Source organism: Marinobacter xiaoshiensis, from assembly GCF_031631795.1.
Lineage (GTDB): Bacteria > Pseudomonadota > Gammaproteobacteria > Pseudomonadales > Oleiphilaceae > Marinobacter > Marinobacter xiaoshiensis.
Genome location: NZ_JAVMBO010000015.1, coordinates 1 through 22,580, shown reverse-complemented (window position 1 = coordinate 22,580; position 22,580 = coordinate 1). Strand labels below are relative to the sequence as shown.

General features: G+C 52.5%; 19 protein-coding genes. 14 read left to right on the top strand and 5 right to left on the bottom strand.

Annotated elements, in window-relative coordinates; genetic code table 11:
* The first annotated feature begins 10 nt into the window (after positions 1 to 10).
* Genes pilV through RKA07_RS10740 form a run of 6 tightly spaced genes read left to right on the top strand, consistent with a single transcriptional unit; the run spans position 11 to position 6,243 of the window.
* Positions 11 to 415: a type IV pilus modification protein PilV gene (pilV, locus tag RKA07_RS10765; RefSeq protein WP_200371747.1), complete on the top strand. Its 405-nt coding sequence runs from the start codon at positions 11 to 13 to the stop codon at positions 413 to 415.
* Positions 416 to 1,489, top strand: a complete 1,074-nt coding sequence (locus RKA07_RS10760; RefSeq protein ID WP_200371746.1) for a PilW family protein — start codon at positions 416 to 418, stop codon at positions 1,487 to 1,489.
* A gap of 15 nt (positions 1,490 to 1,504) precedes the next feature.
* A complete protein-coding gene (locus tag RKA07_RS10755; RefSeq protein WP_310966320.1) occupies positions 1,505 to 2,074 on the top strand; it encodes a pilus assembly PilX family protein in 570 nt (189 codons plus the stop codon).
* Positions 2,071 to 5,433 carry a pilus assembly protein gene (locus RKA07_RS10750; RefSeq protein ID WP_310966319.1) on the top strand — a complete coding sequence of 1,121 codons (3,363 nt, stop codon included), beginning with the start codon at positions 2,071 to 2,073 and terminating at the stop codon, positions 5,431 to 5,433. The genes RKA07_RS10755 and RKA07_RS10750 overlap by 4 nt, the downstream gene beginning before the upstream one ends.
* Positions 5,426 to 5,821, top strand: a complete 396-nt coding sequence (locus RKA07_RS10745; protein WP_310966318.1) for a hypothetical protein — start codon at positions 5,426 to 5,428, stop codon at positions 5,819 to 5,821. The genes RKA07_RS10750 and RKA07_RS10745 overlap by 8 nt, the downstream gene beginning before the upstream one ends.
* Before the next feature lie 2 nt (positions 5,822 to 5,823).
* On the top strand, positions 5,824 to 6,243 hold the full coding sequence (locus RKA07_RS10740) for a type IV pilin protein (RefSeq protein ID WP_310966368.1): 420 nt from the start codon (positions 5,824 to 5,826) through the stop codon (positions 6,241 to 6,243).
* Between the two features lie 3 nt (positions 6,244 to 6,246).
* On the opposite strand, the gene RKA07_RS17970 is transcribed toward RKA07_RS10740, so the two are convergent.
* From RKA07_RS17970 to RKA07_RS10730, 3 genes are all read right to left on the bottom strand, one after another.
* Positions 6,247 to 6,804, bottom strand: a complete 558-nt coding sequence (locus RKA07_RS17970) for a GspH/FimT family pseudopilin (RefSeq protein ID WP_227715014.1) — start codon at positions 6,802 to 6,804, stop codon at positions 6,247 to 6,249.
* A gap of 85 nt (positions 6,805 to 6,889) precedes the next feature.
* The gene (locus tag RKA07_RS10735) at positions 6,890 to 8,272 is read right to left on the bottom strand and encodes a sigma-54-dependent transcriptional regulator (protein ID WP_310966317.1); all 1,383 of its coding nucleotides are present in this window, start codon (positions 8,270 to 8,272) and stop codon (positions 6,890 to 6,892) included.
* 20 nt (positions 8,273 to 8,292) lie between these two features.
* Positions 8,293 to 9,933, bottom strand: a complete 1,641-nt coding sequence (locus RKA07_RS10730; protein WP_310966316.1) for a sensor histidine kinase — start codon at positions 9,931 to 9,933, stop codon at positions 8,293 to 8,295.
* Positions 9,934 to 10,026: 93 nt separating this feature from the next.
* Here RKA07_RS10730 and RKA07_RS10725 point away from each other — a divergent pair, with 93 nt between their 5' ends.
* Entirely contained in the window at positions 10,027 to 11,691 is a 1,665-nt protein-coding gene (locus tag RKA07_RS10725; RefSeq protein ID WP_310966315.1) for an NAD+ synthase, read from the top strand.
* Positions 11,692 to 11,703: 12 nt separating this feature from the next.
* On the opposite strand, the gene RKA07_RS10720 is transcribed toward RKA07_RS10725, so the two are convergent.
* Positions 11,704 to 12,537 (bottom strand): outer membrane protein assembly factor BamD, encoded by an 834-nt coding sequence (locus tag RKA07_RS10720; RefSeq protein ID WP_310966314.1) that lies wholly within the window; start codon positions 12,535 to 12,537, stop codon positions 11,704 to 11,706.
* Between the two features lie 165 nt (positions 12,538 to 12,702).
* On the opposite strand from RKA07_RS10720, the gene rluD reads away from it, so the two are divergent.
* The 3 genes from rluD (at position 12,703) to clpB (ending at position 17,148) form a co-directional block, all read left to right on the top strand.
* Positions 12,703 to 13,680 (top strand): 23S rRNA pseudouridine(1911/1915/1917) synthase RluD, encoded by a 978-nt coding sequence (gene rluD / locus RKA07_RS10715; protein WP_200204799.1) that lies wholly within the window; start codon positions 12,703 to 12,705, stop codon positions 13,678 to 13,680.
* The gene (pgeF, locus tag RKA07_RS10710; RefSeq protein WP_200204798.1) at positions 13,670 to 14,437 is read left to right on the top strand and encodes a peptidoglycan editing factor PgeF; all 768 of its coding nucleotides are present in this window, start codon (positions 13,670 to 13,672) and stop codon (positions 14,435 to 14,437) included. Before rluD ends, pgeF begins: the two co-directional genes overlap by 11 nt.
* Before the next feature lie 134 nt (positions 14,438 to 14,571).
* A complete protein-coding gene (clpB, locus tag RKA07_RS10705) occupies positions 14,572 to 17,148 on the top strand; it encodes an ATP-dependent chaperone ClpB (protein ID WP_200204797.1) in 2,577 nt (858 codons plus the stop codon).
* A 74-nt stretch (positions 17,149 to 17,222) separates the two neighbouring features.
* Here clpB and RKA07_RS10700 read toward each other — a convergent pair whose 3' ends face one another.
* On the bottom strand, positions 17,223 to 17,687 hold the full coding sequence (locus tag RKA07_RS10700) for a DUF4124 domain-containing protein (protein ID WP_310966313.1): 465 nt from the start codon (positions 17,685 to 17,687) through the stop codon (positions 17,223 to 17,225).
* A gap of 461 nt (positions 17,688 to 18,148) precedes the next feature.
* Here RKA07_RS10700 and RKA07_RS10695 point away from each other — a divergent pair, with 461 nt between their 5' ends.
* The 4 genes from RKA07_RS10695 to pssA all read left to right on the top strand — a co-directional run bounded on the left by RKA07_RS10695 (position 18,149) and on the right by pssA (position 22,386).
* Positions 18,149 to 19,867, top strand: a complete 1,719-nt coding sequence (locus RKA07_RS10695) for an acetolactate synthase 3 large subunit (protein ID WP_200371737.1) — start codon at positions 18,149 to 18,151, stop codon at positions 19,865 to 19,867.
* A gap of 2 nt (positions 19,868 to 19,869) precedes the next feature.
* Positions 19,870 to 20,361, top strand: a complete 492-nt coding sequence (gene ilvN / locus RKA07_RS10690) for an acetolactate synthase small subunit (protein WP_200204794.1) — start codon at positions 19,870 to 19,872, stop codon at positions 20,359 to 20,361.
* 67 nt (positions 20,362 to 20,428) lie between these two features.
* Positions 20,429 to 21,445, top strand: coding sequence for a ketol-acid reductoisomerase (ilvC, locus tag RKA07_RS10685; protein WP_310966312.1), 1,017 nt, complete (start codon positions 20,429 to 20,431; stop codon positions 21,443 to 21,445).
* Between the two features lie 89 nt (positions 21,446 to 21,534).
* Positions 21,535 to 22,386, top strand: coding sequence for a CDP-diacylglycerol--serine O-phosphatidyltransferase (gene pssA / locus RKA07_RS10680; RefSeq protein WP_310966311.1), 852 nt, complete (start codon positions 21,535 to 21,537; stop codon positions 22,384 to 22,386).
* The last annotated feature ends 194 nt before the right edge of the window (positions 22,387 to 22,580 follow it).

Sequence of the window (22,580 nt, the reverse complement as noted above, 5' to 3'; positions counted from 1 at the left end):
GGTCGTTGCAATGATTAAACCTTTTTTGTATCGAAAGCCTCAGCGTGGTTTTACCATGATCGAGATTTTAGTTGCAGTTCTTGTGCTTGCAATTGGTTTGCTTGGGGTGGCTGGTGTTCAGTTGGTTTCCATGCAACAAACAGTCAACTCAACGCTACGCTCAGAAGCCACAATGTATGCCCAGACTGTTGCTGAAAGGTTGCGGGCAAACGGTGGAGTAACTTTAACAGCTGGTCAACTGACGGAATTGAAAACACAAATGTTGGCGGACCTTGGTTCGGGCGCTGACGTAACGGTCACGATGAACGGAAACTCAACCGTTGCCCAAGTGCAGATAACATGGACAGAGCGTGATCCCTTTGCTACGAACGGCAGCCTGGCCACCCAAACACTCACTGTGGATGCGAGACTGTAAATGAAACGCCTCAATCGACTTTCAGCCGCTTCCGGAGCGCAAGCAGGATTGTCGCTGATCGAGCTGATGATTGCGTTGCTCTTGGGCACGCTGTTAACCGTAGGATTAGTTCAGGTTTTTACATCCAATAGTCAGTCGTTTCGGCACAACGAAGCCTCTGCTAGAGCGCTTGAGTCTGGGCGGATCGCTGCCGATATATTGTCCCGAGCAATACGCAACGCTGGATTTTTTGGCTGTTTTCCGTTGAATGGCATTACTAATAATCTTGATGGATCTGATGGTTTATACGATGCGGCATTGCACGGGTTTTCCACCTTAGGTGTATCGGCAGCTGGAACCGAGCGGCCTGGTACAGCGATTGCTGGCACAGATTTTTTTAACGCCACAGGAGTGAGGCGGCCTGGGGCAATCGTGCAACTGGCTGCGGATGTAACCGCGACCAGCAACATCAGGCTTACAGATGCGGGTAACCTTGCAGTTAACGATTTGGTCTTTATATCGAATTGCGAGCTTGGCGATATATTTCAGATATCTACGCTAAGCAACTCAGGCGGCAACATACAGATAACTGCTGGCGCCATTGCAGGGGCGGGTGGTAACCCCGGAAATGATTTGAGCAGCAACTCTCCTCCGGCTTGCACAGCAGCAGGTTCCTGCCTGAGTGCAGACTATCGGCGGGGTACAGAGATTTTTGAACCCTACAGCGAAGCCTATTTCATAGGCAATGCTGCAGGAGGTGGGCGCTCGTTATTCATGAGGCAGGCAAATGGAGCAAGCGTTGAGTTAGTCGCAGGCGTTGAAGATATGCAGATACGGTTTGGTGAAGGTACTGCGGCGACAGGTGTTCAAAGCTGGAGCGCTGCTGCGGCTGGGACTAACTGGGATAACGTAATCGCAGTGGAGGTGAGTCTTCTTGTTGCGTCGCCAAATGACAATATTATGGACAGCGCTCAGACGTATTGTTTTCCAGGTTGGCAGGACTGTGTTGCCAACGCGGGCTTAGTGACTACTGCAGCGGACCGGCGGATGTATAGAGTTTATACATTTACCAATGCGCTCAGAAATCCGTTTTAACGGGGTAACATAAACATGCGAATGATGATTAAGCAAAAGGGTGCGGCACTGTTGTTGTCCCTTGTTATTTTGCTGGTACTGACACTCCTCGCGGTTTCGGGGATGCAAGGCAGCACCATGCAAGAACGAATGTCGACAGCCCAGAGAGACGGCATGTTTGCTCTGGAAATCGCAGAAACGGCCATGCGCGAAGCCGAAGCAACTCTGGATGGGCTTTCTGACCTGTCTGGCTTTGGCTCAACGACCGGCTTTTATGATGGAACCCTTGCCAGCACTACTGTTCCATCACCTTTTAGTGCTGCTACTTGGGGTTTGGACGGTTCCGGGAATTCCCAAACTGCAATTAAGGGAACAGCGGTAAACGGTGTCGATCCGCAGTTCATGTTTGAATATAAAGGCAAAGTTGTTGTGGATTCCCAAGGGCAGCTGCCGCGCGATTTCAGCCAGTACGGCAGTGCTGGTCCCGCAGAATTCGATTATGCACGTATCCTTGTAAGAACAGCTGGACCATCGGGTTCGAGCATGCGCTTACTCGAGGGTTTCTATGTATTTCAGCCCGGTGGGCTGGCAGGAGGCAATCCATGAACACGCTTAACCTGAAAGCTATGCTAGCCGCTGCTTTACTTGTTCTACCCACAGCGGGATATTCAGCCCGGCCCGATTTAGCCCAGGAACCCTTATTCATTGGGAGCGCTGTGGCGCCTAACCTTATGTTTATCCTGGATGATTCCGGTTCAATGGGATGGGAGTATATGCCAGATGAAATCAAAAGTGACCGGTGCAGCAACCACGGGAACTGTCCGTGGTACTTCGCGAGCAACTATAACACGATTTGGTTTGACCCAAGTCTGAACTACCTGCCACCGTGGAAACCGGATGGAAGTGGGCGGAAGATAAATAGTCCTTTTAATGGCGCCTATTATTATGGTTACTCAGATAATATGACGACCGCTGGCTCTGCCAACTTGAATAACAGCTTTCCAACGTGGCGGGGAACCTTTAGCGAACCTGCCTTCTATTATGAGTTAAAAAATCAAGCTGGTTGCTCCGCATCCTCTAAGTCCAAATCCTGCTACACCAAGGTTGTTGTTAAGGACCAGTCAGCAGAGATAAAGCAGAAGTTTGCAAACTGGTATACGTATTATTCCACTAGAATGTACATGGCAAGGGCCGGTATTGCCTCTGCCTTTTTCGACTTGCCCACCAATTTCCGTCTAGGATGGGGGCGTATCAACAATGGCTCTAGTTCAGTTGATGACGTCGCTAGCGTTCGCGCCGTGCAGGAGGGTGTAAGGGAGTATTCATCCACTAGAAGAAAGGAGTTCCTGGACTGGCTATATGATGCACCCACTAGCGGCGGTACACCGCTACGGAGGGCTTTGGAGGGTGCAGGTGTGTATTACGAGGATAGTAAACGCGCTTGGGCGGATGACCCGAGTAAGTCTGCAAGCAGTACAAACCCAGTCAGGGAGTGCCGTTTAGCCTATACGATTTTAATGTCCGATGGCTATTACAATGGAAGCAATCCAAGTTCTTCTGTCTATCAGGCTGATGATAACGATGGCTCTGAAATCACTAATAACAGAGGCGATTCGTTCAAGTATGTAGCTGGTGATCCGTTCAAAGATGGAGAAGGAAAAGGGGAGGGAACTCTTGCTGACGTAGCGATGTATTACTGGAAGCGAGACTTAAGGACGGATATAAACAACTACGTTCCAACCTCCAATAAGAATCCCGCATTCTGGCAGCATATGGTGACCTATACCGTAGGCTTGGGTGTAGAGGGTTCAGTTGATCCTGTCGACGCTTTTAAAGCTATTGAGAGCCGGACGAATGTCGACTGGTGGGGCGGCACCCCGAACCAGGATAAAGTAAATGACATGCTCCATGCGGCTGTTAATGGAAGAGGTGGCTTTTTTAGTGCCTCGAACCCTGAGAAGTTTGCTAAGGAACTCGCTGGAACCGTTGATGCCATAATTGCAGAAGCTGGCTCGTCAACGGCGGTTGAATTTGACGTTTCGTCTTTCCAGCAAGGGGCATTGATCTTTGCTTCCCAGTTTGACCCCAATGGCTGGACGGGCGATCTCAAAGCGGCAAAGCTGGGCGGTACTAACGCTCCGGTCGTTCCAGATATCAATGATGCAGTTAAAAACGGCAATGGCTGGTCTGCAAGAACGATTCTGGACAATCGCGTTTTATCAACAGATGACCGTGTAATTATTACCTACGGTAATGGGGCCAAAGGCTTCCGCTGGGGGGCGAATTTGTCAAATGCCCAGAAAAACGATCTCAGGTATGGTTCTGTAAGCGACACGGTTGCAGAGCAGAGGCTTGAGTACATCCGCGGTGACGTTTCTCTGGATGGTACAGCGGGCTGGCGTAAGCGTGGAAGTCGCCTGGGGTCAATCGTTAACTCCTCACCAGAATTTGTTGGCGAGCCACGAGCAATATGGCCAGATGCCGCGCCTTTCGGTTCTGCGACCAATCGCTTCTCTGATTTTGCGGCAAGTGCAAAGTCTCGCGCTCCAGTTGTATACACCGGTTCGAACGATGGCATGCTCCATGGTTTCAATGGAACTGAGACTGGCGGCGACGAGGTACTCGCGTACATCCCCGGCTTTGTCTACAACTCAACAGACACTAATGCGGGTTTGCATTTCCTGACTGATCCGGGATATCAGCATCGATACTACGTGGACCTGGAAATACGACAGCAGGATATCTTTACCAAAGGTAAGAAGGCTGACGGAGCATTAACCTCGGACGAGGACTGGAGAAGCATCATTGTTGGTGGGGGCCGAGCCGGCGCAAAAGGTATTTTTGCGTTGGATGTTACTGACCCCACAGAATTCACAGAAGCAAATGCTGAGAAAATCATACTCTGGGAGTTTGCTGGCACCGACAATGCGAAGATGGGTTATGTAACCCAGGCACCCGTGATCGGCTTGACTAAGTGGGGGGCAGATACACGTTGGACGGCTTTTGTGTCTAACGGGTATAACTCAGCTACAGCTAGTACCGGGTTCTTCATGCTGGATATTGAAGGTGGAATGGATGGTACCTGGGATACTGATGATGTTCGCTATGTTGAGTTTGAATCTGGTGGGGACGGTCTATCGCCACTGACGGCCCTGGATACAACAGGTGATTACCTTGTAGATCGTGTTTATGCCGGCGATTTGGACGGTAATTTGTGGGTTGCTAACCTGAGCACTACTGGCGCTTGGGCTTCATCATATAATGCGGGTTCCGCGGCACAGCCTTTGTTCACTACACAAGCAAATCAGGCGATTACCGCGGCTCCAGCTGTGGCGGCGAACAAAACTATGCCGAGGGCAGGGAATATGCCTAACCTGATGGTTTATTTCGGAACTGGCCAGTATCTTGAGTCTAATGACGTTACGTCCAATAAGGCTCAATCCGTATATGGTGTATGGGATAAAGGCACCTCCGGGTTAACTCGCGCCACTCTGGAATCCCGTAGTATCACAGAGGGAACGCTGACCGTATCTGGTTCAACTACAGCCAAAGTGCGATATTCGACCGGTGGCAAGATGGATTTTACAACGGCCAAAGGGTGGTATGTTGACTTGCCAGTTAGTGGGGAAAGGGCTGTGGTTAGTCCCCAGGTCCGAGGTGAGTTTTTGTACTTGAATACGATGATTCCAGACCAAAACCCTTGCTTGGGCGGCGGTAGTGGTTGGCTGATGTCGCTTGGTCTTGATGGACTGACGCCTGAAAAACGTGCCTTCCTCAAATTTGGAGCTAAAGTTGCGGGTTATCAGAGCAGTGGTCTCCCTAACCAATCAACCATATTGGGTAATTTCCGCTTCACTCCAGGCAGTAACAGTAAGGACCCTGTAGACGTGGTAGAAATCCCTCCACTTAGCGGAGCCGTAGTTAACGCCGGGCGCCGGGGTTGGAACGAGCTGATTAATGAGTGAGGCAGGTAAAAGCGTCGCCGACAAAGGAACAGAGGGTAGCAGCATGAGAATATTGTTTTTGACCATAATGGCTATGTCACTGGGTGCTTGGAGCTTAGGCTCTATGGCACAAGACGGGGAAGGTAAGGGTGTTCGCGGATATAACGATTCTGATGTCGAAAGGCTAGAGCAAGGTGCAGTGCTCGATGCGATCTATCCCAAACAGGGGAGGATGGTGATAGATGATCGAGAGTACTTTCTAGGCGGCTCAGTCGTTATCAACGGCCAAGAGATTTCAGCAGGTGGAGCAACGGCTGTTTTGCGTGAGGGGCAGCGTCTGATGAACGTGGTTTCTGAGCGTGAAGACGAGAATGGGCGACTGGTGCTGAAAGGAGTGGATACGCTTTGAACATGCACTTATATTCAATCCGCTCTCGTCGTGCGGCAGGATTTACGCTGATCGAACTGATGATTGTTGTCGCAATCATTGGCATCATCGCCGCAATTGCTTACCCGTCGTACACGGAAAATGTCAGACAGGCTCGTAGAGCCGTAGCACAGGCAGACCTGATGGAACTTGCGCAGTGGATGGAGCGACAGTATGCCGGCGACTTTTCTTATCTTGTAGGAGGAAACCAGCCGGTTCCTCCATTTACTCGGTCTCCCCGCAATGGAACGGCCTTCTACAACCTGAGCTTTACCGTAGCCGTAACGCAAAACACCTTTGCGTTACGGGCTGTTCCGACAGGGGCTCAGTCTAACGATCGTTGCGGTACCATGGGTCTAACGCAGACTGGAGCCAAATCGGCGGCGCTAGCTGACTGTTGGTAAAAACTAGCAGCGTAGTGGGCGGCCTCTTGAATCCTCAGGGATACCATCGTTATTGGTATCCTTGGCGATTCTTACTCGACCACCCCTACTGATAATAACTTGACCTGCCAGCCTGCTGTCTCCGGATTCCGGGCACCAAGTGATGTTGCCCAAATCGCTGTGGGCGAACCCGGTCGGTCTGAATTGAAAGAAGCTTCGGCTTAGCGAACGGGTCACTAAGCGTCCACTGCCATTAGGTGAGATGGTCCTGAGAAGGTTTTCGTTTGAGTTGAGTGTTCTGGTGTTGTCAGGATCCAGAAAAGCATGAATATCACTATTCCAATCCCTGCCGCAAGAATTGGTTGCATCAAGCGGACAGACCGTGACAATGGCTCCATTCATCACAGCGTGTTGGCGGGCAAAAGCAAACACACCCATCAAGTCGTGTAATGCACCTCTACGCTCTTGGCTATTTATAAGAGATGTTAATGAGGGGAGTGCTATGTTTACAAGAACTGCTGCGATTGCCACCACAATCACTAACTCCAAAAGCGAAAACCCGCGAGAATTCCGTATAATCATTTTTTTCAACGTCCATGTCTTAAGGGTTATATAGCGATCGCATCCTGCGTATCGCCGTCTTTAAGTGCTTAGAATAGCCTGAAACTCACTCCATCCCCAACTTCTTCAACCTATACCTCAACGCCCGAAAACTGATTCCCAGTTTCTTCGCCGCCGCTGTCTTATTCCAACGGGTAGCCTCCAATGCCTTCTCAATAGCCTGCCGCTCAATAGATTCAAGATAGCCTTCCAGATCTATATCCCCATCCGGCACTAATGTCGGACAAGCCTCGGAGATAGCCGTGCGGATACTGTTTTCAGATCCGTCTGCGCCCGCGCCGCTGCCAAGATGCAGGTCCGAAGCACTTATCTGGTCCGCATCGCAGAGAGTAAAGGCGCGCTCAAGTATATTTTCCAGCTCCCGCACGTTGCCGGGGAAGTCATGCTCTTTAAGCCGATCTATGGCGTCCTGGGTGAGGGTGGCTGCATCACATTCGTATTCCCGCGCGATGCGCTCAAGAATGTGGTTTGCCAGTAATTCAATATCATCTTTGCGGTCCCGCAATGGAGGCACTGCCAGCTCAATCACGTTGATTCGGTAAAACAGATCCTGTCGAAAGGTTCCTTCCTGAACCAGTTCCGCCAGGTTTTGGTGGGTCGCGCTCAGTAATCGTATGTCGACGGGCAGTTCTTTGGTATCGCCTACCGGTCGCACGGCTTTTTCCTGAATGGCGCGCAGCAGTTTTACTTGCATCGCCAAGGGTAAGTCGGCCACTTCATCCAGAAACAGCGTGCCACCGTTTGCAGAGCGAAAGAGCCCGTCCTTGTTATCAACGGCGCCTGTAAAACTGCCTTTTTTATGCCCAAAAAATTCACTTTCCATCAGCTCGGAAGGAATGGCCCCACAGTTAACCGCTATAAAAGGCCCATCGCAGCGCGGGCCTTGCAGGTGAATCATGCGGGCCACGAGCTCTTTACCGCTGCCGGATTCACCGTTGATAAACACCGGTGCCTGGCTTCTGGCGAGTTTGCGAGTCTGGTTCCTGAGTTTCTTTATCTGCGAGGAGTTGCCAAGCAGAAGCCCCGGCTCATCCGAAACATCGTCAGCGTCTGGCTCGGTTTTGGTAAGTTTAAGTGCGCTGTTTACCAGTTCTCTGAGTCTCGACAACTCAACCGGCTTGGAAACGAAATCGAATGCACCAGCCTTGAGCGACTCGATGGCTGTATCCATGCTGCCATAGGCCGTGATGACGGCTACCGGTGTGGCTGGCTTATGTTTCTGGATCCATTGCACCAGTTCTATACCGTTACCATCTGGCAGGTTCATGTCTGTCAGGCAAAGCTGTGGGCTATCGTTTTCCAGCAATTTGAGTGCGCTGGTAATATCGGGAGCGGTCAGGGTTTCTATACCCATGCGGGTAAGGGTAATCTCAAGAAGATCTCGGATATCCGGTTCATCATCAACAATCAGCGCAGTATGAGTGGTCATCTTGTCGTTAGAGTTCCATGTCAGATCATTCGCCCCGGGTGGGCAAAGGTGATACGAAAACAGCAGCCTGGCTGCTCGTCTTCGATCAAGGACAAGTGGGCCTGGTTAGCCTCGCACAGTTCTCTGGCCAGATAAAGTCCGAGGCCAGTACCGCCCTTGTCCGTTGTGTAAAACGGCTCGAAAACCGAATGGCTGAATTCAGGCGCAATGCCGGGGCCAAAGTCCCTCACATCCACATAGGTGCGCTCCCCATCAGCTGTGGCACCCGCCCGCAGTTCGATCGTCCGTTCGCCTGAATGCTGCTGGCTGTATCGCAAGCCGTTGTCACACAAGTTTACCAGTACCTGCTCAATCTGGCTTTTATCAAATCGGGCATCGGGGATGTGTGGCTCGATGCTCAAAACCACGTTGGTAGGTGGGTTGGTTTCCTCCTGGGTTTGTAGGAAGTCGGCCCGATACTCTTCCAGCCATGTGGCCACATCAACCAGGTCTGCATTTGCTGGCCTGCGACGGGAAAGGCTGAGAACGTTTTCTATAATGCCATTGACCCGCCGAGAGTGTCGCTGGATTATGTCCAGCATTTGCAGGTCGCTTGCATCAAGGTGAGGCGACTCTTCCATTAGTTGGGCCGCGTGGCTTATGGCGCCAAGCGGGTTGCGAATTTCGTGAGCAATGCCTGCAGTCAGGCGCCCCAGAGAGGCCAGTTTCATTTGCTGTGCCTGCTGGGTCACTTTGCTCATATCTTCAATAAATACAAGAATCTGTTCCCCGGGTTCCTGATCAAGCTGGGTGAAGCTTACCTGTAAAAGTGGCGAGGTAGGCGCCGGTTGAAACGGTTTTGTGCGCATTTCAGGGTGCTTTAGCCAAGCGTCCAGCCCCGATTTCAGCGCCTGGGGAAGGGTTCGGGAGCGCGTGGTGTGTCGGGCTAGATCTGTTGGGATTCCGAAAAGTAACTCCTCTGCAGCAGCGTTTGCGAGCCTCACCTGCCCATATCGATCGAGCACAAGAATGCCGGTACGCATGCGCTGAATAATCTGTTGGTTGATCTGCTCCAACTCTACAATGCTCTTGGCGCGGCTGGTGGCGAGCGCTTCGCTGCGCATCATTCTCCGAGAAATGTTTTGTAGAACGAATGCGGCCGCAAAGTACAGAATGCCGAAGGAGCCGGCGCGGACTATGTCATCGCCGTTCCCATCAACAGTCAGAATCGCCCAGCCTGAAATACCGAGTGAGCAAATTGCGGCAAGAGCTGCGTAGAAGGTGCCCATTCTGCTGGGTGTAAGAATATTACCCGCTGCAACCGAGATGATCACAAGATTAGCCAAGCCGCTGGTGATGCCCGTGCTGGCAAATAACAGCCCGTGCATGATCAGGATATCCAGAAGAATAGATATCGTGATGTGCTGCTGCCGCGGCTGAAAGCCTGCGAGCATGATGAATGCAAGAAAGCCGTTTAAAGCAAAATAACCCATCACTCCAAACTGGTAGTAGTCAAGGAACCGAAAGCGGGTGTCAAAATTAACCGGTTCAACAAACAGCAGTGCCACCAGCATCAGGCTGATTACAACCCGATAATGATTGTAGATGCGGAATAGCTTGGTCTGTTGGATCCCCGGGGATCGTTTGCCGGTCTTGACTGCTGATACCGAGTCTGTAGCCATGGTTTTTGGAAATCCGTTGTCGAGCGGAAGAAATCCGGGTCTTTGGGAGGGTATAATAGCCTTTTCGTGGCAATGAGTTACAGGAGCCAAAGTATGTCTGTTTCCGGGAATACCCCGTTTTCACCTTCATCCCCCCGTAACCTGCGGGTAGTGATGGCGCAGTTGGATTTTCTTGTGGGGGACATTCCAGGAAACACCAGTCGGATCATTGAGGCAGCAAAGCGTGCCTACGCCGAACAAGAAGCCGACATTGTTGTCTTCCCGGAGCTCTGTATTACCGGGTATCCGCCGGAAGACTTGTTGCTTCGGCCCAGTATGGATCTTCGGGTAAATGAGGCTTTGGAGCGCCTGCAAGGTGCAGATCTGGGGGCAGCCATTGTTGTTGGTCTTCCGTTTCGGAAGGATGGCAGGCTTTTCAACGCCGCGGTAGTGATTGAGGGCGGCGAAATAACAGGGCGTTACTTCAAGCGGTTCCCGCCAAATTATCAGGTATTTGATGAGAAACGGTACTTTGCTGAAGGTAATGGTGCCGTCGTAGTCAATATCTGCGGCGTGCCAATTGGCCTGACTGTTTGTGAGGACATTTGGGCCGACGGGCCTGTTGAAGACTCTGCGGCTGCCGGTGCACGTCTGATCATCAACCTGAATGCATCGCCCTATGATATCGACAAGCAGGCGCGCAGAAAGGCGTTGCTTGAGCGCAAGTCCCGAGAGAATCAGGTGAGCATTGTTTACGCCAACCTGGTGGGCGCCCAAGACGAGCTGGTGTTCGACGGTGGTTCGATGGTCTACGACCATTCCGGTTCCCTGGCGGTAGAGGCCCCTCAATTCACCGAGGGCCTGTTTTCGGTGGATTTCCTGTGTGAGCATCACTGTCAGCCGGTCTCCCAGCCCCTGCCCATAGAGCCCACCCTTGAAGAAAACGTGTATAGCGCACTGGTAGCAGGTGTTCGAGACTATGTGAACAAGAATGGTTTCAAGTCTGTGGTGCTTGGCCTCTCTGGCGGTATAGATTCTGCTGTTGCTCTGGCTGTGGCGGTGGATGCACTGGGGCCGAAGCGTGTTCGCGCTGTCATGATGCCTTTCAGATATACATCGGATATCAGTCTGGAGGATGCGGAGGCTCAGGCGGTGGCCATGGGCGTTCAGTATGATGTTTACTCGATCGAGCCTATGTATGAATCCTTTATGACTGCTTTGGCGGAGCCGTTTGAGGGTACAGCGGTCGATACCACCGAGCAAAATCTGCAAGCCCGTATTCGCGGCGTCATGCTCATGTCGCTTTCCAATAAATTTGGATCCCTGGTGCTGACCACCGGTAACAAGAGTGAGTTGGCGGTAGGCTACTCAACCCTTTATGGCGATATGGCGGGCGGTTTTGATGTGCTCAAGGATGTTCCCAAGACACTGGTCTTCCGTCTTGCCTGGTATCGCAACTCCGTCTCTCCGGTGATTCCCGAGCGAGTCATTACGCGGCCACCTTCTGCGGAGTTGGCCCCGGACCAGAAAGATGAAGACAATCTTCCAGGTTACGATGTGCTGGATAAGATCCTGAACTTGTATGTAGAGCGGGATTTCAGTGCGGATGCGATTATTGCGGAGGGCTTTGATCCGGCGGATGTTACCCGTGTTGTCCGTTTGGTGGACCTCAACGAATACAAGCGCCGCCAGGCACCTATTGGCATTCGCATTACCGAGCGCGGGTTTGGCAAAGATCGCCGCTATCCCATCACCAGTGGATGGAAAAGCGGTAATTGACCGGGCAGGCTGTTATTCGTCGCCCAGGATCCCGAAGGTAACTACGCTGGAGAGTGAGCGGTTTTCGCGTTTTAGCAAGTTCGCTTCAAACTCGCCTTCGCTGTTGAAGGCGTCGCTTTCGGGGAAGTTCTGGCGCAGCAGAGCGATAGCGTCCTGAGAGCCTTTTTTGAATTTAAGAAAATCAAAGGTTTCTGCGAGGATAACCAGAGCTTCTTCAACCGCGGGTGATGTAGGGTAGTTCTCTGCGATGTAGCGTGCCCGGTTGTTGGCTGCCACATAGGCTTCCCGCTTGATGTAATAGCGCGCCGCGTGAAGTTCCAGTTCCGCCATGCGGTTGCGAACGGCGATCATGCGCTGGCGAGCGTCTGCTGCGTATTCGCTTTCCGGATAACGGTTCAACAGTTCACTGAAGTCACGGAAAGACTGGAGCTGCTCCCCGGCATCCCGGGCAGCAACGTCAATTGCAAAGTAGCGAGCGGCCAGGCCGATATCCAGGTTATACGAGGCGAACCCGCGCATGTAGAGTGCGTAATCCGCGTGATCACTTTGAGGGTTCAGACGTAGGAAGCGGTCTGCAGCAGCTCTGGAGCCTTCAAGATCCAGGTTTTGGTAGCGGGCATATATGAGGTCAAGCTGAGCCTGTTCCGCGTACCGGCCGAAAGGGTAGTAGGTCTCCAGGGAGTCAAGATTTCGTTCGGCTTCATTGAAGTTGCCGGAGTTCATTGCCTGGCGCGCATTATCATAATAGGTTTTTTCCGGAAGCACTTCCTCTGGCCCTTTAGAGGCGCAGGCACTGATCAGCACAACCAGTGTTGAAAGTAGCAATAAACGAACACCTGATCTCATGCCGGAATCCCGTATAATGTCGATAAATTCAAGGGCGCTATTGTAGCGGGGAACTCGCCTTATGTGCAGCCTCACATGATTACATGTGGATGAATGTGGAAAGCACAGCCCGACTGTTTCAAATATACTGACCAAAACCTAACACAAACCGGCCCTGGGGGCTTAATGTCATCTGAAAACCGAATAGTTGCCAGTTTTGCTGTGCCACCCGCTTTGAGCGATCGGCGCCTGGACCAGGCGGTGGCAGAACTTATGCCCGAACACTCGCGCTCGCGGCTGCAATCCTGGATTCGCAGCGGTGCGTTAACAGTAAACGGGGAAGTTCGCAGGCCGAAAGACAAGGTGATGCTCAGCGACCGGATAGAGCTGGACGCAGAGCCTGAAGCTCAGGTGACCTGGCAGGCCGAAGCCATCAGCCTGGATATTGTCTATGAAGATGAGCATCTGCTTGTGATCAACAAGCCGGCGGGCTTAGTTGTTCATCCTGCAGCTGGCCACGCAGATGGCACCTTGGTCAATGCGTTGTTGAACTATGCACCGGAGGTGGAAAACCTGCCAAGAGCTGGCATTGTCCATCGTCTCGATAAGGATACTTCAGGGATTATGGTGGTTGCCCGAAGCCTGATTGCCCACACATCGCTGGTTGATCAGCTGCAAACCCGCAGCATGGGTCGGGAGTACGAGGCGGTAGTTGTTGGTACCCTCACAGGTGGTGCCACGGTGGATGCGCCCATTGGCCGTCATCCCCATGAACGAAAGAAAATGGGTGTTGTCAAAAGTGGCAAGCCCGCGGTAACCCATTATCGCCTGATTGAGCGCTTTGCGGCTCATACTCATGTGCGCTGCAAGCTTGAAAGCGGTCGTACCCACCAGATTCGAGTCCACATGGCTCATGTTAAGCACCCGTTGGTGGGTGATCCCCTCTATGGCGGCCGCCTTCGATTACCGAAAGGCACAACAGAAGAGTTGCGCCAGGTACTCTCGGCATTTCACCGGCAAGCGTTGCATGCGCGACAGCTCACGCTGGAACACCCGGAAACCGGTGAGATCCTGAGCTGGGAGGTGCCTTTGCCGGAAGACTTCCTGGGTTTGTTAGCAGCGTTGCGCAAGCATGTTAAGGATTTGGAGAGCGATGAGTTCTGACTGGGTTTCAGAAGTGCCGCTGATCCGTCCGGATTGGCCTGCTCCCTCGAACATCCATGCAGTGTGTACTATCCGGTTGGGCGGCGTTAGCATGCCGCCTTGGGCTAGTATGAACCTTGGGAGTCATGTGGGCGATGAACCTGCACGCGTGGCGGAAAATCGCCTGAGGCTGGCCCGTGCCTGTAGCCTTCCGGCAGATGCTTTCGTGTGGCTCAACCAGGTCCACGGTACTGACGTTGTCCGCCTTCCTCCAGCAGAGGGTGTGAGTATTCCTGATGCGGATGCAAGCTGGACTCAGGCGGCTAATAACGCCTGCACTATCCTTACGGCAGATTGTTTGCCGGTTATGCTCTGTGACCTGAATGGGACTACCGTGGCAGCTGCCCACGCAGGCTGGCGCAGCTTGTGTGGTGGCGTTCTGGAAAATCTGGTCTCCGCTATGGGGTTGCCCGGCAACACCTTGATGGCCTGGTTGGGACCAGCCATAGGCCCAGGGACATTTGAAGTAGGCCCGGAAGTGAAAGCGGCGTTTATGGCGCATGATCCAGAAGCCGAAAGTGCATTCAGTTCTGAGGGTGCTCGAGAGGGGCATTATATGGCCGATATCTATCTGCTTGCCCGGCAGCGCCTGCAGAATATGGGCGTTACAAAGATTTTCGGCGGCGGCTTTTGTACGGTTACCGATAAACAGCGTTTTTATTCCTATCGCCGCGATGGCAAGACCGGTCGCATGGCCACCGCCATCTGGAAAACCTGAGCTCTGTCAATTTTCTGACGGTTTTGTCCGTGGTGACCTTGAACTTCCCCTGATAGCCCCTACATTAGTTCCCAATGCTAATCGAATGTGCAATAACTGATCGCATTCGCTGGACAAATCGGGGAAACGAATTCATGAGAATCGATAAACTCACCAGTCTGTTACAAACCGCACTGGCTGACGCGCAATCACTGGCGGTTGGCAAGGATCATAACTTTATTGAGCCTCTCCACCTCATGCAGGCCATGCTGGATCAGCAAGGCAGCTCCATCACCCCGCTTCTTAAGCAGGCTGGCGCTGAACCTGGTCGTGTGCGCAAGGCTGTCGCGCAAGAAATAGAAAACCTGCCTGAAGTGAGTGGCAGCGCAGGCGATGTCGCTATGTCGAACGACATGGGGCGACTGTTCAATATTGCCGATAAATTGGCGCAGAAGCGAAAAGATCAATTTATATCCAGTGAGTTGATGCTTTTGGCCGCTCTGGAAGACCGTGGCACGCTTGGTCGTGTGTTGCGTGAACAGGGTGTAGATAAAGCTGCCCTGGAAAACGCTATTAATACCGTTCGAGGTGGTGAAACTGTGGATGATGCAGGTGCAGAGGAAAGCCGTCAGGCGCTCTCCAAATATACGATTGATCTGACCGAGCGGGCCGAAGCCGGGAAACTTGACCCGGTAATTGGTCGTGATGACGAAATACGCCGCACTATTCAGGTGCTGCAGCGCCGCCGTAAAAACAACCCGGTACTTATCGGCGAGCCGGGCGTTGGTAAAACCGCCATTGCCGAAGGCTTGGCCCAACGGATTGTAAACGGCGAAGTACCCGAAGGTCTGAAAAATAAGCGAGTGTTGTCTCTGGATATGGGCTCGCTTATAGCTGGCGCCAAGTTTCGTGGCGAGTTTGAGGAGCGTTTGAAAGCGGTGCTCAATGAACTCGCCAAACAGGAAGGTCAGATCATTCTGTTCATCGATGAAATCCATACGGTGGTGGGTGCAGGTAAAGCCGAAGGCTCCATGGACGCGGGTAACATGCTCAAGCCGGCGCTGGCCCGGGGCGAGTTGCATTGCGTGGGTGCCACCACGTTGAACGAATACCGTGAGAACATTGAAAAAGACGCCGCTCTGGAGCGCCGTTTTCAGAAAGTGCTGGTGAATGAGCCGAATGAAGAAGACACCATCGCGATTCTCCGGGGTCTGAAAGAGCGCTACGAAGTACACCACGGTGTTGAGGTGACGGATGGAGCGATTATCGCCGCGGCCAAGTTGTCTCAGCGCTACATTACAGACCGCCAGTTGCCGGACAAGGCGATTGATCTGATCGATGAAGCGGCGAGCCAGATCCGGATGGAGATGGACTCCAAACCGGAGCCCCTGGATCGCCTGGAGCGCAGGCTCATCCAGCTAAAAATCGAGCGAGAGGCTCTGAAAAAGGAGACCGATGCCGCGTCAAAGAAGCGCCTTGAAGAGCTTTCCAGTGTTATCGGGGGTGTGGAACGCGAGTACGCTGATCTTGAGGAAATCTGGAATACGGAAAAGGCTGCCTTGCACGGCTCCCAGAAAATAAAGAGCCAGCTTGAACAGGCGCGTATTGATCTGGAGACCGCCCGTCGGGCAGGTGACTTGGGCAAAATGTCCGAGTTGCAGTATGGCCGCATCCCGGAGCTGGAACGTCAGCTCGATATGGCAAGCCAGGCAGAAATGATGGAAATGAAGTTGCTGCGAAATCGTGTCACCGACGAGGAGATCGCAGAGGTTGTTTCGAAATGGACAGGTATTCCTGTATCCAGAATGCTGGAAGGCGAGCGCGATAAGTTGATGCGTATGGAAGAGGCCCTGCACAAACGTGTGATTGGTCAGAGTGAGGCGGTAGAGGCGGTATCGAATGCCGTACGCCGTTCCCGGGCCGGCTTGGCAGATCCGCAGCGCCCTAATGGTTCCTTCCTGTTCCTTGGGCCAACAGGAGTCGGTAAAACCGAACTGTGCAAGGCGCTTGCTTCGTTCCTCTTTGATACCGATGACGCTATGGTGCGAATCGATATGTCGGAGTTTATGGAGAAGCATTCCGTTGCCCGGCTGATCGGTGCGCCCCCAGGGTATGTGGGTTATGAAGAGGGCGGCTACCTTACCGAGGCCGTTCGTCGGCGGCCCTATTCCGTGCTGTTACTGGACGAAGTTGAAAAAGCGCACCCGGATGTCTTCAACATACTGCTTCAGGTTCTTGATGACGGTCGTCTTACAGATGGCCAGGGTAGAACGGTGGACTTCAGCAACACGGTTATCGTGATGACCTCAAACCTGGGCTCAGACATCATTCAGCAAAAAGCGGGGGCTGAAAATTACGAAGCCATGAAGGCTGCGGTTATGGTGGAGGTAGGAGCTCACTTCCGGCCTGAGTTTATTAACCGTGTAGATGAAGTGGTTGTGTTCCATCCGCTGGCTGGAGACCAGATTCATGGAATCGCCAAAATTCAGGTTGAGATACTCAACAGGCGCCTGCAGGAACAGGGAGTGAAGTTGGAGCTGGATGATGCTGCGATGAATCTTCTGGGCGAAGTCGGCTACGATCCCGTATACGGAGCCCGGCCGCTGAAGAGAGCCGTTCAGCGGATGATTGAAAACCCGTTGGCGCAAAGATTGTTGCGGGGAGACTTTGTCTCTGGTGACACCATTCGTGCCTCTGCGGACGGCAGTGTGCTGGTGTTCGAAAAAGCATGATTAAAAACTAGGGAAAAGTGGGCATGGCTTCGGCCCTGCCCACTTTTTGCTGTCTTGGCGTTTGGGTTTAAGGCCTATTTTTGGGGCTCTGGGCCACAGTTCTCAGCGACAACTTCTTCGAACTTCATTTTTTGTTCAGCGATTTCTTCAGGTGCAAGGTAGCGTTGCTCGCCATTTTCCTCGATCCGGATACGCGCGTTGCTCTCGATGATTTCCAGGTTTGCCCGTGCTGTCTCGCAATTCGCCTCACGCTGCTTGCGGCGCGCCGCTTCAACCGCAGTCTCATTTTCCCGCTCGGCCTTTTTCTGCTGTTGCTCTTGTAACTCGTTCAGGCGTTGCTGGGGGCTAGTGCGGCTGCTGTCAGATCCAGAAGATGTGCCAGAGCGAACGTTGACAGTCTCGGAGCTGGCTCCAACCGGCTGACGGTCGCCATAATGGGTAACACCATTGTCGTCCGTCCATTTGTACACAGAGGCGCTCATTGCCATGCCGGGTGCTACGGCGATTAATAATGTCAGCATCAGGGTTTTTCTGTTCATGGCTCTACTCGTTGTGTTTTACGTGCGCCTATCATGCCACCTGAGCGAGGAATTTTCTTCCGCTTGGTTCAAAACTCCGCACCTGAGTTTCAATTATTTAACGCAGAGCATCCAACACAATGGGTACAGAATGCAACAGTGGCTATTGACAGGGAGTTTAGCGCTGTCAGAATTACGGATTGCCTGAAGACTGGGGCTAACGGCAGGCAATCCCGTGCAAGTATCCCCCGTTATTTACCACACTGAGCGTGCCGCGCATCTGTCGCGGAATGGTTGTTGCTTACGTGCAACCCGTCGATTGGCCGTTCTCCGCAACCCTCAGGAGGGCGGCTGGCCAGGAGACAACCTCTTAACAAAGTGTGGAGCAGCCGGTTCCGCTTTCAAAAGAAGCAGGGTAACCGTGAACCCAGGCAACCGGGCGTGTGCCCGGCTCATTCACTCGTAGAAGAGGGTATAAAATCGTGGAGTTATTGTCTGGCGCCGATATGCTGATCCGCTCCCTGCAGGATCAGGGGATCGAGTACATATATGGCTATCCGGGTGGTGCAGCCCTTCATATTTATGATGCGCTGTTCAGGCAGGACGAGGTCAAACACATTCTGGTAAGGCACGAACAGGCGGCGGTGCACATGGCTGATGGCTATGCACGCGCGACTGGCATGCCAGGAACTGTGCTTGTGACCTCTGGCCCTGGAGCCACCAACACCATTACCGGTATTGCAACTGCATTCATGGACTCCATCCCCATGGTGGTTCTGTGCGGGCAGGTTGCATCCACTCTGATTGGCGAAGATGCCTTTCAGGAAACCGATATGATGGGTGTTTCCAGGCCTGTCGTTAAGCACAACCTCAGTGTGCGTCATCCGTCAGAGATTCCGGAAATTATCCGCAAAGCGTATTACATCGCCTCTACCGGTCGCCCTGGTCCTGTTGTTGTGGATATTCCCAAGGATATGACCGCGCCTAATGAGCGCTTCGAGTACGCTTATCCGAAAAAAGTAAAGCTGCGCTCATACAATCCGGCTATCCGTGGCCATGCAGGCCAGATCAAAAAAGCGGTCGATATGATGCTGGCGGCGCGACGCCCTGTTATATATGCCGGTGGCGGTGTCATTCTGGGCAAGGCATCCGGCCAGCTAACAGAGTTGGTGCGCAAGTTGGGTTATCCGATTACTAATACCCTGATGGGGATTGGTTGTTATCCGGCCAGCGACAAGCAGCACCTTGGCTGGCTTGGCATGCACGGAACTTACGAAGCGAATATGGCGATGCACCACTCGGACCTTATTCTGGCGGTTGGTGCGCGGTTTGATGATCGCGTCACCAACGCAACAGAGAAGTTCTGCCCTGGTGCACGGATTATTCATATTGATATTGATCCGGCATCAATCTCCAAGACCATCGACGCCGACGTGCCGATCGTAGGGCCGGTGGATGCGGTTCTCAAGGAAATGCTCGCACTGGTAAAAGAGAGCAAGGAAAAGCCGGATGCAGAGGCTATCGCATCCTGGTGGAAGCAGATTGATGAATGGCGCGCTTTCCATGGTATGCGCTATGAAACCAGCCCGGATGTAATCAAGCCGCAAGAAGTCGTCGAAATGCTGCACCGCCTCACGAATGGGGATGCATTTGTTACCTCTGATGTGGGGCAGCACCAGATGTTCGCGGCTCAGTACTACAAGTTTGATAAGCCGAATCGCTGGATCAACTCCGGTGGACTCGGCACCATGGGCTTTGGCTTGCCAGCCGCTATGGGCATCAAGCTGACCCATCCGGATGACGAAGTGCTCTGTATTACAGGTGAGGGCAGTATCCAGATGAATATTCAGGAGCTCTCCACCTGTAACCAGTACAAGTTGCCGGTGAAGATTATCAACTTGAATAATCAGGCTCTGGGTATGGTGAAGCAGTGGCAGGACATGAACTACGAGTCCAGGCACTCTCATTCCTACATGGAGTCCCTGCCTGATTTCATCAAGTTGGCTGAAGCTTACGGTCATGTGGGTATCAGGATCGATAAGAAAGAAGATCTGGAGCCCAAGCTCAAGGAAGCTCTGGCTATGAAGGACAGGCTGGTTTTCGTGGATATTCAGGTTGACCGCTTTGAGCATGTATACCCGATGCAAGTAGCTCGCGGCTGCATGAAAGATATGTGGCTCAGCAAAACGGAGAGGGTGTGATCATGCGTCGAATCATTTCTGTCTTGCTGGAAAACGAACCGGGGGCTCTGTCCCGAGTAGTTGGTTTGTTTTCGCAGCGTAACTACAACATTGAGACCCTGACTGTTGCGCCAACGGAGGACGAGACTCTGTCTCGCCTGACGGTAACAACAACTGGCCCGGATCGAGTGATTGAGCAGATTACCAAACAGCTCAACAAACTCGTTGAGGTGGTTAAGTTGGTGGACCTTACTGAGGGCCCACACATCGAGCGAGAGCTAATGCTGATCAAGCTGAAAGCAACCGGTTCTCAGCGCGCTGAAATCAAGCGTACTGTGGATATTTTCAGGGGGCAGATCGTTGATGTGACCAGTTCGGTCTATACAGTTCAGCTGGCAGGGCCAAGCGATAAGCTGGATGGCTTTGTTCAGGCGATTGGAGCATCTGGCGTGCTGGAAGTGGTACGCTCGGGGATTTCCGGAATCGCCAGAGGCGAAAAGGTTTTAAGTCTTTAAGACGGTTTAGTGTTTAACGAAAGCTTTGGCCGCTTGAAAAGGCCATCACAAATCATAGAGGTTAGTCATGCAGGTTTATTACGATAAGGATTGCGATCTTTCTATCATCCAGGGCAAGAAAGTTGCCATCATCGGTTTTGGCTCACAGGGTCACGCACATGCGTGCAACCTGAAAGAGTCCGGTGTTGATGTAACTGTAGGTCTGCGTCCAGGATCCTCGTCCATCGCCAAGGCAGAAGCCTATGGCCTGAAGACTAGTGACGTACCGTCTGCAGTTGCTGCGGCTGACGTTGTAATGATTCTGACGCCAGATGAGTTTCAGTCCCAGTTGTACGCTGCCGAAATCGAGCCAAACCTGAAGCAGGGCGCTACTTTGGCATTTGCCCACGGTTTTGCTGTTCACTACAACCAGATTGTTCCGCGCAACGACCTGGATGTAATCATGGTTGCCCCTAAGGCGCCAGGTCACACTGTTCGCACCGAATTCGCTAACGGCGGTGGTATTCCTGACCTGATCGCTATCTTCCAGGACGCGTCTGGCAACGCCAAGAACGTGGCTCTTTCTTATGCAAGCGGCATTGGTGGTGGTCGTACCGGTATCATCGAAACCACGTTCAAGGACGAGACAGAAACCGATCTGTTCGGTGAGCAGGCTGTTCTTTGTGGTGGTGCAGTTGAGCTGGTTAAGGCGGGCTTCGAGACCTTGACCGAAGCAGGTTATGCTCCGGAAATGGCGTACTTTGAGTGTCTGCACGAGCTGAAGCTGATTGTAGACCTGATGTACGAGGGCGGTATCGCCAATATGAACTACTCCATCTCTAATAACGCAGAGTATGGTGAGTATGTGACTGGCCCGGAGATTATCAACGAGCAGTCACGCGAAGCGATGCGCAACGCGCTCAAGCGTATCCAGAGTGGTGAGTACGCGAAGATGTTCATCTCTGAGGGGGCTCTTAACTACCCTTCAATGACTGCGCGTCGTCGTCAGAATGCCGAGCATCAGATTGAAGTGACAGGTGAAAAGCTTCGCGGAATGATGCCCTGGATCTCTGCCAACAAGATCGTAGATAAAGACAAAAACTGAGTGGAGCTTCGCTTGGTTTAATGAAACGCGGCCCGGGTGGCCGCGTTTTTCGTATATACTTCGCCCAAATGCTTTCCGGAGTAGTGGGAATGACTAACGAAAGAAAAGATAAAGAAGTGAGTTCTTTGGCCGCAGAACCGGAGATTACTACCGGCCCCGCGGGCGAGTGCGACATCGAGCCTGGTGAGGTTGTGGAGGAAGAGTTGATTGGGGGAGCGCCAGTGCGAAAAAAAGGGATATATCTACTCCCTAACGCACTAACTACCGCGTCATTGTTCTCTGGCTTCTATGCCATTGTATCAGCGGCAGGTGGCGTTTTTGATAATGCTGCCATTGCAATCTTTGTTTCCATGATATTGGACGGGTTGGACGGTCGCGTTGCGCGAATGACCAACACCCAAAGCAAGTTTGGCGAGGAATATGACAGCCTCGCGGATATGGTTGCCTTCGGTGTTGCGCCCGGATTCGTTGCTTTTTTCTGGTCCCTGAACGGATTGGATAAAATCGGCTGGGCCATAACCTTTATTTACGTTGCCGGCACAGCGTTGCGTCTGGCCCGGTTTAATACCCAGATCGGTTCCGTAGACAAAAAGTATTTTGTTGGATTGCCCAGCCCTGCAGCTGCTGCGTGTGTTGCTGGTCTCGTTTGGTGCTTCCATTCATTCGAGCCTGCAGCATGGCTCACCTTCCTGACAATAGTGGTTGTTGGTGGCTCTGGTGTGTTGATGGTCAGTAATGTGCTGTATCACAGCTTCAAGGATCTGGACCTTCGTGGTCGGGTGCCGTTTGCAGCCATACTTCTTGTGGTGCTGATTCTTGTGGTGGTCGCGCTGGATCCGGCTACTGTGTTGTTTACCGGGTTCCTGGTTTATGCGCTTTCTGGGCCGGTTCGCGCATTGTTCCGGGGGAAGACTCGTCGGTCAGCCAAGGTTGGCAAGTAAAGCGCTTAGGCTATTAGTGGTTCTGTACGGATTTTGATCGGTTTCTGCCTTGTTCTGGCTAATTCATAGGTGGAAACCGAGGTTCTCTGAAATAAATTGAAAATGGCCGTTGACAGATCTGCGTGTGTCTGTAGAATGCGCATCTCCTTCGAGGGACACACCGCTGAGACGGGGTGATCTGAGAAGGGCAACTG